Annotated in this window: 14 protein-coding genes, 11 tRNA genes and 1 rRNA gene; 2 read left to right on the top strand and 24 right to left on the bottom strand. The window is 43.0% G+C overall.

Annotated elements, in window-relative coordinates:
- Positions 1 to 377: 377 nt before the first annotated feature.
- The 12 genes from DFQ00_RS28260 to DFQ00_RS28210 form a co-directional block, all read right to left on the bottom strand.
- Entirely contained in the window at positions 378 to 638 is a 261-nt protein-coding gene (locus DFQ00_RS28260; protein ID WP_244214026.1) for an HNH endonuclease, read from the bottom strand.
- A 426-nt stretch (positions 639 to 1064) separates the two neighbouring features.
- Complete coding sequence (locus DFQ00_RS28255; protein WP_110899716.1) at positions 1065 to 2072, bottom strand: phage major capsid protein; 1008 nt, start codon at positions 2070 to 2072, stop codon at positions 1065 to 1067.
- Positions 2072 to 2698 carry an HK97 family phage prohead protease gene (locus DFQ00_RS28250; RefSeq protein ID WP_110899715.1) on the bottom strand — a complete coding sequence of 209 codons (627 nt, stop codon included), beginning with the start codon at positions 2696 to 2698 and terminating at the stop codon, positions 2072 to 2074. The genes DFQ00_RS28255 and DFQ00_RS28250 overlap by 1 nt, the downstream gene beginning before the upstream one ends.
- On the bottom strand, positions 2695 to 2820 hold the full coding sequence (locus DFQ00_RS30245) for a hypothetical protein (RefSeq protein ID WP_279630441.1): 126 nt from the start codon (positions 2818 to 2820) through the stop codon (positions 2695 to 2697). The genes DFQ00_RS28250 and DFQ00_RS30245 overlap by 4 nt, the downstream gene beginning before the upstream one ends.
- A 62-nt stretch (positions 2821 to 2882) precedes the next feature.
- Positions 2883 to 3515, bottom strand: coding sequence for a beta clamp domain-containing protein (locus DFQ00_RS28245; protein ID WP_110899714.1), 633 nt, complete (start codon positions 3513 to 3515; stop codon positions 2883 to 2885).
- Between the two features lie 26 nt (positions 3516 to 3541).
- A complete protein-coding gene (locus tag DFQ00_RS28240) occupies positions 3542 to 4153 on the bottom strand; it encodes a hypothetical protein (protein ID WP_110899713.1) in 612 nt (203 codons plus the stop codon).
- Positions 4154 to 4897 (bottom strand): hypothetical protein, encoded by a 744-nt coding sequence (locus DFQ00_RS28235; protein ID WP_146236236.1) that lies wholly within the window; start codon positions 4895 to 4897, stop codon positions 4154 to 4156.
- Between the two features lie 35 nt (positions 4898 to 4932).
- On the bottom strand, positions 4933 to 5832 hold the full coding sequence (locus DFQ00_RS28230) for a DUF4373 domain-containing protein (protein ID WP_174812172.1): 900 nt from the start codon (positions 5830 to 5832) through the stop codon (positions 4933 to 4935).
- 135 nt (positions 5833 to 5967) lie between these two features.
- Positions 5968 to 6156, bottom strand: coding sequence for a hypothetical protein (locus DFQ00_RS28225; protein ID WP_110899710.1), 189 nt, complete (start codon positions 6154 to 6156; stop codon positions 5968 to 5970).
- On the bottom strand, positions 6146 to 6628 hold the full coding sequence (locus tag DFQ00_RS28220; protein ID WP_110899709.1) for a helix-turn-helix domain-containing protein: 483 nt from the start codon (positions 6626 to 6628) through the stop codon (positions 6146 to 6148). The genes DFQ00_RS28225 and DFQ00_RS28220 overlap by 11 nt, the downstream gene beginning before the upstream one ends.
- A gap of 250 nt (positions 6629 to 6878) precedes the next feature.
- Complete coding sequence (locus DFQ00_RS28215) at positions 6879 to 7172, bottom strand: helix-turn-helix domain-containing protein (RefSeq protein WP_244214025.1); 294 nt, start codon at positions 7170 to 7172, stop codon at positions 6879 to 6881.
- Positions 7173 to 7263: 91 nt separating this feature from the next.
- Entirely contained in the window at positions 7264 to 7488 is a 225-nt protein-coding gene (locus DFQ00_RS28210) for a helix-turn-helix transcriptional regulator (RefSeq protein ID WP_110899708.1), read from the bottom strand.
- 112 nt (positions 7489 to 7600) lie between these two features.
- On the opposite strand from DFQ00_RS28210, the gene DFQ00_RS28205 reads away from it, so the two are divergent.
- Both DFQ00_RS28205 and DFQ00_RS28200 read left to right on the top strand, forming a co-directional pair.
- Positions 7601 to 8173: a helix-turn-helix domain-containing protein gene (locus DFQ00_RS28205; RefSeq protein WP_244214024.1), complete on the top strand. Its 573-nt coding sequence runs from the start codon at positions 7601 to 7603 to the stop codon at positions 8171 to 8173.
- A gap of 158 nt (positions 8174 to 8331) precedes the next feature.
- Positions 8332 to 9537, top strand: a complete 1206-nt coding sequence (locus DFQ00_RS28200; protein ID WP_110899707.1) for a tyrosine-type recombinase/integrase — start codon at positions 8332 to 8334, stop codon at positions 9535 to 9537.
- A gap of 96 nt (positions 9538 to 9633) precedes the next feature.
- Here the strand turns inward: DFQ00_RS28200 and DFQ00_RS28195 are convergent.
- The 12 genes from DFQ00_RS28195 to rrf form a co-directional block, all read right to left on the bottom strand.
- Positions 9634 to 9704, bottom strand: a tRNA-Gly gene (locus DFQ00_RS28195).
- 11 nt (positions 9705 to 9715) lie between these two features.
- Positions 9716 to 9789: transfer RNA gene (locus tag DFQ00_RS28190), tRNA-Pro, on the bottom strand.
- Positions 9790 to 9805: 16 nt separating this feature from the next.
- Positions 9806 to 9882 (bottom strand) — tRNA-Arg (locus tag DFQ00_RS28185).
- Between the two features lie 6 nt (positions 9883 to 9888).
- A tRNA-Gly gene (locus DFQ00_RS28180) sits at positions 9889 to 9963 on the bottom strand.
- A gap of 10 nt (positions 9964 to 9973) precedes the next feature.
- Positions 9974 to 10054: transfer RNA gene (locus DFQ00_RS28175), tRNA-Leu, on the bottom strand.
- A 12-nt stretch (positions 10055 to 10066) separates the two neighbouring features.
- Positions 10067 to 10139, bottom strand: a tRNA-Lys gene (locus tag DFQ00_RS28170).
- Between the two features lie 5 nt (positions 10140 to 10144).
- A tRNA-Gln gene (locus DFQ00_RS28165) sits at positions 10145 to 10219 on the bottom strand.
- A gap of 10 nt (positions 10220 to 10229) precedes the next feature.
- A tRNA-Val gene (locus DFQ00_RS28160) sits at positions 10230 to 10305 on the bottom strand.
- Between the two features lie 43 nt (positions 10306 to 10348).
- A tRNA-Glu gene (locus DFQ00_RS28155) sits at positions 10349 to 10420 on the bottom strand.
- 10 nt (positions 10421 to 10430) lie between these two features.
- A tRNA-Thr gene (locus tag DFQ00_RS28150) sits at positions 10431 to 10503 on the bottom strand.
- 3 nt (positions 10504 to 10506) lie between these two features.
- Positions 10507 to 10582, bottom strand: a tRNA-Asn gene (locus DFQ00_RS28145).
- An 84-nt stretch (positions 10583 to 10666) separates the two neighbouring features.
- Positions 10667 to 10783 (bottom strand): 5S ribosomal RNA (gene rrf, locus DFQ00_RS28140).
- Positions 10784 to 10937 lie beyond the last annotated feature (154 nt).

The following is a 10937-nucleotide window of genomic DNA, read 5'->3' as shown; positions in this document are numbered from 1 at the left end:
ATGGAACCGCCACCTTTCGGAGTTTGTAGGGGTACAAACATTTTACCGAGGCTGCGGTTCTTTTTCTACCTTTTATTGGTTATTCAACACGCGTGTACTAATTGAGTAGAGAATTAATATTTTTAAACATAATCAATAAGTAAATTCTATTCCTCTCTTATCCATTATTCAAAGTTTAAATTATTCTTGCTATCTTTTTTTGTAACTACTGATATGTTCTAGGTATTGGTGAACCACGATAGGAGAAATCCCAAACGTTTACGAAATTACTCCCCAAAAAAACTTTTGGAGACCCGCTCTATTGGAAAAGGCTCCCCTGCCCGGTCCCCGGGCTTAAGAAATATTTCTCCCAGGGTGGGGGGGATATCAGAAAAATATTAATTTTCCTTTCCCTGCCATTCTTCAAACTTATCTCTCACTCGCTCTTGCCAAGCAAGACCAAGCTCTGTCAGCTCGTGGGTCGTCCTGTCATGCATGGCGTTATGTTGCCTATCGGATAGTGAGATTAAATTCCATTCAACCAGCGCCAGCTCTGGGTAAAACTCGAATGGGTAGATGTGATGCACCGTGGTAGCCGGTTCGGTCTTACCGTACCTTATGCTCTGTCGGCACATGTACTCATCCCTACGTAAAATCACCGCCCGCTTCCTCTTCCATTTGGTTGATTTATAGAATGATCCGGCCATATCTCCCTCCATGCATAAATATTCGTTCCGATTTATTATTAGTTTTCAGCCGATACACCGCATCACTGAGGCATTCTTTCTGCTAAAACCTAATGATTCTCTGCTTCTGAAACCATGATTTTATTCATTTTCTGTATAAAAGTGAATTACCCTTATCTTAAATTGTGGGTAACTCTTTAAGGACCAACAAACCCATATGCATCAAGGGTTTCCGGCTTCACCAATTTACCAGTTCCACACCTTGTTTTTATGGATAACTCACGTTCCAGAACAGTTTATTCCCACCCTTTTTCTAGTGTTCACATTGTTTGATTCCGACACAAAAAAAGCAACCACGATACTCCATGGCTGCCATCACTCAAAATATTTAAGTAGACCTTAGTTACCTTTTGCAAACTCAATCTGCGTTGTTGGTTCCTCATTATTGATATTCAGCAATACAAATGAATCTGGGTATATAGGATTTCCGTCATATACTTTGAAACCTTTGAATGCAATCTCATCCTCCATAAATCTAACTTGATCGGATACGCTCAGCTTCCCTCTTCCAAAATCAACAAGAAGATATTGATCCATATACCCGCCCGCAATATCACCGTGTGGAATAAAATTCAAGAACTCCACATGCGCTCCTAACGCCGGGATCAGTATTCCAGTCTCTGTTGTGAGTATTCCACTACTCACTGAGAAAAATTCTGGTAGAATCAATTCCTTCCAAGTCGTTTCATTCATAGCCAAAACAAAACCGTTACGTGACTTATTGATCTTCGCATTTGCCAGTCCACTTAAAATAGCTTTAAAGAACTCCCCGTTACTCAAAGATGAAGTATTTATTTTTTTAATATTGGAGATAAGAAGCTCTTGGGAGTCCTCTTTGTCAGCCAGCCGAGTGATGAAACCAAGCGGCATTCGCTCTCCTGTTCCGTAAAGAATAGCCTTATCCAAGGCGTAACCAATCGCTTCCCCTAACAAATATTCCAATTCATTAGCAAAATCAATTGTTGGGCCATCGAGCAGACAATTATTTAATGAGATGAAACCACTGACTCTATAACCCTCTACTTCAATTCCTGAAAAAGAAATTTTCAATTCGCCGTAAAACTGTACAGCGTCTGTCCATATGGCTTCCAATATGTCAGTAGAAACGATCTGGCGTCCTTCGCCTTTCACCGTTCTGAGACGGACATACTTCTTGAGTTTCGAGAAATACTCAAGGTTCTCACTTAAAAGATCAAGTATAGTTTTAGGGATGGTCAGCTCCGCCCCAACAATTCCTCGTGTCTGACTCAGTTTCCCTCGCAATCTGTCGTAGAAATCTTTTACCTCACGAGTATTAAGATAATCCAAACGTTGTTCCCTTGTCATACCGAAATTAGTTTTTCTCATTAATATTTCTCCCTCCGATTCGATTCAGACTGCATTCTTTTAGAATCACGCCGAATAAATTCCAGTTTCTCTCGCAACATAACTTTGCGTTCTTCCAAATTTTCAGGTCGCTTGTAAATGCTAGATTTTCTTGCTTGAATGCCAGTAGCTTGATAAGCCGGAAACGTACAAACCGAAACCTCGTGAAGATCGATTTTTCGAATTGTCCATTTTACACTGCCATCATTGCGGTAATCCGTATCCTCTTCGAGTATATTGAAGCCGAACGAGCATTGATCTACATCTCCACGCTTGACACGCTCATAGAGACTCACCGCATCTGCGTCAGATGGATTGATCTTTATTTTTCCCCACAGCCCTTTAGGATCAGTCTTCAGTTCTAACGTCCCAGCCTTGTTGCGTCCAAGGACTAATGTGGTATCATGATTGACTAATGCCCGAACATCGTTACTGAGCGTGCCGTCAAACGCTCCTGTGGCGATCTCTTCATAAGCACCCTGCCACAATTCTGTTTCCGTATTATACAGAGCAAAGTAGCCTTCGATAGTCATTTCCTGTCCATTTTTTTCAGAACGTGTACTAAGCTTCATATGTTGCCCACGTTTTTGCTGAGTTTCTTTCCTCATAAGTGCTTTTCACCTCGTAATTGTTGGCGTTGGATATGTCTGTTCAATTTTCTGACTTTACTATCTACAATACGTTTTTGTTCTCTTCTCTTATTTAGTTTCTTTACTTGAGCAGCCTTCATCTCCACAACCTCCCCATATTCAGAACTTGTTTGTTACCTAAACGACGGCTCTCCTCACATCGTCACTCGTTGTTAGGAGCATTTCCTTCTCCAGTCGATGGATGAGGGAGAATTAACACTTCTATACCTTGCTTGTCTGTGATCATCATTCGGCCCATACCGCCATTAGATCTCACATATACTTGATCTGCCATTGAATCTGCAAAAACTGAAAGTGCCAGTAGAAGATGCTCCGTGTTAATTCCCATCTGTAAAGCATCTGGTGTATTCCCTAATACTGTAGAAAACTCAATATGATGTCTTGAGCTGTTCACAAGAAGTCTAACTGTACCGTTTTCTGCTTCAATTTGAGCAACCGGAACCTTTTTGTTGATACTAGTTGCCACACCATCGGCAGCAGCCACACGTACAAGCACATTTTTGATATCCTCGTAAACTTTGATCTCTTTTGAAAAGAACGTCGGTATGATCTGGCTCATATCAGGATAAGCTCCCTCAATAGGCATTTCCGTTTTGGCATGCAGAATTATGGGGTGCTCCAATTGATGTACATCTCGAACAATCAACGCTACATGCCTGTTTGTTACATAGGCCGCGCCATCAGTAGCATAATGGATTCCTTCTAGCACCCCTCCAACCTTTGGCGGTGCGGCAAATTTCTTGCCATACTTCGCTAAAACTTCTTGCTTATTCATTGCATAACCGCTCCTCTTGTAATCTTCTAAAGTGAAATTACATTAAATGTCGGAGAAACATATTTATCCTTAGCTGCTACCCATGGAAACATTTCTTGTGTTAACAGGGCCACAGACTCGCGACTCAGCTCAGTCATAGAGGCCAACCGCCCTATAATCCAAGAGCTAGGGCTGACATCTGCCATAGACAAACTCCACGCAAGTCCATTACACTGACCAGGCAGAGTCACTACCGGTTCAAAATCTTCATGTTTGCTCACTCTCCCTACTGCAAAACCGCCTCTGGATAACCGTCCTGTGAAATGGAATGTCACATCCATTTCATTTTTGTTTACTCCAAATAGTTGAGCATCTCGCATTGCTTTACTGTACATTTGAGTAATCTCTTCTACTCCCAAGCAATCCAGACTCTCACCTCGCTCCCTACGGATAGCAGTAATAATCCCTTCTGCTAACCCCTTCATTTGTCCGAGTTGGTCCGAAATATAAATACCTGAGTACGCCGCCATGACGTGATTGTTGATGCGAGCAACCTTCTGCACATCGTCCACAAATTCTCCAGTTTCAATTTTTGTACGACGATGATCCGCCGCCGCCAATGAAAAATTTTCTCCTGCAAAGACAATGTTTAGTGTCATTTAAAAGTCACCTCCCCCTCTGGAGTTCACAAAGATTTGAGTATTAAGACTAGCAACTATACGACCCAGATCATTCGGCGTAATCTCAATGCTGTGCCACGCTCCCCGATGGACTTTCCCTTTATCGTCTTTACTCAAAAAAGGGATAATGTCAATTCCTTCTCCCTCTAACCCTTCAAACGGAACAACATTCCCATTTACGCGAATTACTATTTTTGAAGGTTTAGGCCCTTCAAAGATGCCATACAAGATATCGTGGCTGTGACCCGGGACTTCATGCGTGTGATTCATGTCATGAGTGTGTTCCATACGATGAACATGTCCGGGTATCTCGTGATGATGTTGCATGTCATGCTCGTGGTTAGCGAGGCTAATAGCATGACTGTGGTTTCCCGATGGAACCCACGTTCTTCGAATGCCGTCAGCATCCAGAAATACGGTTCCAGACGGTATGCCATGATTGTGACCGCCCTGCCCGATGTATGTTCCTTCGGTTTGAGTAGCACCACTTATGTTTTTGGGGCCTGTAGTTGTAGTGCTGCTTGGCCCGGAAGAGAATATGATGTTTGATGCAGTTGTCTCACTCGTACTTGGACCTGCTGTATTGCGCGTACTTGGCCCGGATGAAATGGCAGGAGCTGATTCAATAGCCTTTGAGTAGCCTTTCCATATCCATGAGACTGGTTTTTCATTTTTTCCGATAATAAACATCTTTTTACTTGGTTTAAACCATGAAATATTCACCAGATATCCTCCCTTATTCACAAACGTTTGGGAATTCACTCGTTTTCCATCTCCTTAGCCAAGTCAGCAAAGGATGTTGGTTTAGCTCCCCCCCTTTTGTCCTCCTGCGTCAGAACTGCTGAAGGATCTCTCTGAATAGCTCCCTGCAAATAATCCTTGTATGTTCCAGCGTTCAGATATGAGGTCGGCATCTTAGCATATTCCCCCTCTCTGCCAATGGCCTGCACGTCTTGCGCATAATGTCGTGTGCATTGGATTAACGTCTCACGCTCACTGGTTTTAATTTTGCGTTGCCAGATGTCATACGCCTTCGCCTTGTCCCGCCGTCTACGCTTGGGAAACTCGTCCCAAAATTGCTCAAAGTCGGAATGATAGCCAGCAACGTGTGATTCACCGTCAGGGGGATCAACACGTATGTTTTTATTACTTTGATATACTTTACTTTCCTTTACTTTACTTTGTGGTGTTTGTGTCACCTGAACGGAACTTTTATCGTGATTAATGTATACATTAACTTGGTTACCGTCTGAATTAACGACATAGATTGGATTGGAAATCTTCTTGACAGCTTCCTCCAAATCAACAAGCACATATATGTCAATAAACGTAATGTTCTTACGGCGTTTGGACGCTTCGATGTATCTCTTCTGAAAACCTCTCGATGTCAATATTCCAAAGGCATTAAACAGTTTCTGATTGAAGAAACTCCATTTTATGCATTCATTAATGACCTCGTTTACAAGGTTAATGTCAACATTTACTCGATTAGCGAATACATGTTGTTCACGTTCACCCCATGCGTAAAAATAACTGTTACGATAAATTTCTATCATGATTTTTACGATGATCCCCAAACCTTGCATTCCAAACTTGGCGATCGGGACAACAAGCTTGTCATCTTGATCAATGTTGATATCCAGTGGAAAATAATCCAATCCTTCTTTCGTTGGCCTTGCCATATTGTTTTCACCTCCTTCAACCCGATTCCATCAGGCTATGGAAAACTGAACTTATAGCTCAATTATCGTCTCCTGAGTTTAAGTTTAGGGAAGACCTTATTCTTTCTTATCTCACTGTATTTCTACCCTGGCCTTCATTAAAGAATCTTCATACTCGTGAATGTCTAATAAAATCTCTCTGAGTCGATCCGATACTTCAAGAATGGAATCTGTCTCGCCGTTTTCAATGTTAGCTGCTAACAACACGATGTCCTGTTTGATATTTGTGATTGCATACAGTCTTTCAAGGTCAACCTTCACGCTGTTTTCCTCCCCTTGCGTTGTCACGGTTAGCTATGAATGGACGAAGCAATTTATTTTCATGGTCGTGAAGATCCTGAAAGACGTCTCTAATCAAACGGGAGAGATATTGACGCGAATAGCGTTCCTGTGTCACCATGTTGCTTATTGAAGCCACTTCGGCTTTAATACTCGAAATCACTCCAACATCACTGAAATCAGCTACGTATTCACGCGCCCGATATACGTCTTCGGCTCGGCCTGCATAGATATGGTTCCAATCCGTGTTGTATAGCGCTATGAGCGTTAGTATCAGGTGAGACGATACTTCGCTTGCGTCTTCTTCGATCTGTGCCAATTCTACCAAACTAATTCCTGTCTCTGCTGCCACTTCTTCTACCTTGAACCCACAGTTTAATCGTGCTTCCCTCAACGTGATTTTGCCAGATAACGCTCTGCATTCAGCAGTGCTCAACTTCGTTGAATTAACCATGTAAAAGTCCTCCTTTGATTTTCTAAAAACTATCCAGTACAGTGTTTCTCGTTACAATACAGTGTTGATTAGTAACAGCGATTCAACGCCTCGCTTGTCCCCTGGATTCCCTCATGATGTTGCGCACAAGGATGGCATGTTGGAGAGGGTTCCTAAACCAGATTCGAGCAAGTTCAGGAAGCGTGAGCTTTTCTCCGCATGCATTAATGTCATATGTCCCAAAATTATTTATGTTGCGCTCCATGTGCTCTCAGCTCCCTCCAGCACTCTGCTTGACGATAAGGCCGCTAACATAATTGTCTAAGTCAATTTGACGGAAATGTAGTACATCCCGAATACGGAAGTGGTCGATTTCTCTGTCCTTCACCATACGCCGAAGCGTCGATGTCGATACTTTCAAATAACGGGCAGCTTCCTTCACTTCAAACACATTGGCGTAGATCATACGCTCAAGTTCCGGCTGTAATTCTGACAAAAGCTCCTCACGAAGTTCACGTTTAATGTCTGCTCGAATGACTTCAATAAATGATACCGTTGATGTCAAGAACACTCCCCTCCCCCTATAGACCATAAAAAAATCCAGCAACACTTGCGTCATTTTAAATAACGGTTTATAATAATGACATTCAAAAGATTTATGCGATAGCTAAGTCAGGAAACATATTTTCTGGAGTCTCACCAAAATATCTAGCTATCCTAAAAAGCAAAACTGCATCCGGGTTTCCACGACCGCTCTCGATATTTCTAAAGTGACTTTCACTTATATTTAGAGCAATAGATGCTTCCCGCTGAGAAACCTTTTTTCTCGAGCGAGCTATTTTAAATGCTTCACGGCGTTTCAGCTCAGCGTCTATTTTCATTAACAGCTCCCCTTTCGTGCTTTTTAATGACACCTTAAATATACACGTCATTTATAAACACGTCAACCCAGAGGGCGTCATTTTAAATAACTTTTTTTCAGGAGTGAGCACTTTGTCCTCAATCACAGGTCAACGTATAAAAATAGAACGATCTCGCAGTAGTCTTTCTCAAGATGATTTAGCAGAAAAACTCGGTTATAAGCGAACAAATATTGCTAACTATGAAGCTGGAAGAGTTACTCCTCCATCTGATGCACTTGCTAAGATGGCACGAATTTTTAATGTCTCTTCTGATTATCTCTTGGGATTGGATGATGTGGATGGTATAGGAGAAGCAATAGCTAATGAAATGAAAAATTTAGGTCTCGAAGTGATTGACCTATCTGCTGCGACTGGAGCTTTACCAAATGAGATCAGAGCGTGTATAGAAGAAAACAATGGATTAAGCGAAACCCTGTTGCATCGAATTGTTAAAAAATTCGGAATGAATTATTTTGAGTTTCTCTTAAAATACGATCTCTACAGCGGAGCCATCCCTAAACAATTTTATGGAAACCGAGATACAGCGGTAGAAGTTCCTGATAGAATCTCCTCTCAATACGATAGAGAAGATTGGACAGATGAAGAATTAGAAACAATAAAACAATTTAAAGACTTTGTAAGGTTTCAAAGAAAAAAAAGGTAACTACCCAAAAATAACAATCCCCTATAAAATGGAGTCTCTCTCTAGTAGGTTGGCTTCTTAATGCCTAAAAATAGAACATATGTTCACTTTGTGGAGGTGATTTTCATGTAAATGGAAATAAGAAAAACTCATAACAATACTCAGAAAGGAAGAAGTACATGGCTTGGAATGAACATCTTGGAGCTAATAAGTATAAGATCGTTGAAAGAGATCCTTCAAAGGCTTCCAGACCCAAAAGGTCTGTTACCGTGTATATGCCTGAGGAGATTGCACGATCAAAGTCGGAAAAGAAGAAAGAAGCCTGGCTTGCGCTTGAAGAAGCTAAATGGAGTGAACAAGTAATAGCGGGAAAGGTAGTTAAACAGGAGGATATCACCTTTAAGGACTTTATCCCAAAATGGGAAAAAGGATATGCTACAGGGAATATGGGCGAATACACACAGAACGTGAACCTGTATAACCTCAACAAATATGTAGTTCCAGAGTTTGGCCATCTGAAAATCAGTAAAATAACAACCCTGCAGCTCGTCACCTTTTTCGGAGAACTGAAGCGCGAGAACGAAAAAGAGTTCGCTACCAATACAAAATTGAATATCTATAAAGCGGCCAAGTCAGTTTTTGACGCTGCCCATGATTGGGAGCTGATTGCGAAGAACCCAATAGATGGCGTTAAGAGACCACAAACTAGCAAGAAGGAGAAGAAGGCTATGCGTGGTGTGAAGAAGGCATTCAATAGTTCGGAAACAGAAACGGTCCTGCTGGCTCTCTACGACCTCCCAGATAGATGGAGGCTATATTTTACCGGGTCACTCCTTGGAGGCTTCCGACGAGGGGAAATGTTGGCCGTAGAGTGGACTGACGTTGATCATGATCGAGGGGCTATCTGGATCGATAAGCAGATCACATTTGATAAGAACGGGAAAAAGATTGAAGGTGAAGTAAAGACAGAAGAATCCGAGGGGTGGGTAGCTATGCCGAAGTGGTACATGGCTCACCTCAAAGAATACGAACGGAGTTGGAAAAAGGAAAAGTTACAGTGCAAGGATTGGGCAGGTGGATCTAAATCGTATGTATTCCATGGCGGAAAAGGAATAATGTATTTCCCTACAACCCCCACCAGCACCTGGCGGAAGTTTCTACTCAAGAAGGAAATTCCACACGTCAAGTTACATGGACTGCGCCACACGGCTGCCATGTTGCTCAGAGAGAGTGGCGCGGATTTGAAAACTATGCAGGAGCGATTGAGGCACACCAAGATCGGAACAACTGCGGATATCTACACCCATTCGTCTGACATGATCTCCAGAGAGGCAGCAGACCGTTTAGAGGTATTTGATCCTAAAAGATTGAGATTTGCCCCATGAGTTGCCCCATAAACAAAAATAGTCTAGTCATTTGTCGAATTCAGGGTAAAGAAAAAACCCTTGTGGCGCAAGGGTTTTAGGTCTTACAAAGTATAAAGCGGGTGATGGGAATCGAACCCACGCTATTAGCTTGGAAGGCTAAAGTTCTACCATTGAACTACACCCGCATAAACGAAAATCGGGATGACACGATTTGAACATGCGACCCCCTGGTCCCAAACCAGGTGCTCTACCAAGCTGAGCTACATCCCGATATGAAAGAAAATAATGGCGCGCCCTGAGAGATTCGAACTCCCGGCCTTTTGATTCGTAGTCAAACGCTCTATCCAGCTGAGCTAAGGGCGCAAATATTGGAGCGGAAGACGGGAATCGAACCCGCGACCCTCGCCTTGGCAAGGCGATGCTCTACCGCTGAGCCACTTCCGCAAATAAAGGATGCGCGTGGAGGGACTTGAACCCCCACGTCAAAGACGCTAGATCCTAAGTCTAGTGCGTCTGCCAATTCCGCCACACGCGCATGTAATAAAAGTGAGTCATGAAGGATTCGAACCTTCGACACCCTGATTAAAAGTCAGGTGCTCTACCAACTGAGCTAATGACTCATAAATGGCTGGGGATATAGGATTTGAACCTATGCATGACGGAGTCAAAGTCCGTTGCCTTACCGCTTGGCTAATCCCCAATAAGAAAGATGGTGGAGGCTGAGGGGATCGAACCCCCGACCCTCTGCTTGTAAGGCAGATGCTCTCCCAGCTGAGCTAAGCCTCCATCTTTGGGATTTACATCCCTAATTAAGCAATGAATATTGCTATGACCCGTAGGGGATTCGAACCCCTGTTACCTCCGTGAAAGGGAGGTGTCTTAACCCCTTGACCAACGGGCCCCATTTACAGAGCTCTCAACCGGGATCGAACCGGTGACCTCATCCTTACCATGGATGCACTCTACCTACTGAGCTATGAGAGCAAATGGCTCCCCGAACAGGACTCGAACCTGTGACAACTCGATTAACAGTCGAGTGCTCTACCAACTGAGCTATCAGGGAATAATATGCATTTGCACAGCAAATGCAACTCATCGTACAACGTCCACATGCAGAGCCTGTTTTCTATGTATGATGAAAGAGTTCGCTTGGCGGCGTCCTACTCTCCCAGGACCCTGCGGTCCAAGTACCATCGGCGCTAGAGGGCTTAACGGTCGTGTTCGGGATGGGTACGTGTGGAACCCCTCCGCCATCGCCACCAAACGCGATTGGATCGAAGCTTACCTTCTTTCCATATCAATTAGAGAATTGAAAATCATACACACACTCGGTGATGTACCAATTTTCACTTCGTTCAGAGTGTTGTTCTCTGAAAACTAGATTCGAAACGAAACTTACGCTCATTAGCTTGCTTATT

The organism is Paenibacillus barcinonensis (assembly GCF_003217495.1).
In the GTDB taxonomy this organism is placed as follows: Bacteria; Bacillota; Bacilli; order Paenibacillales; family Paenibacillaceae; genus Paenibacillus; species Paenibacillus barcinonensis.
Note: the sequence above shows the minus strand (reverse complement) of the source record. Positions and strands in the feature narration are given on the sequence as shown.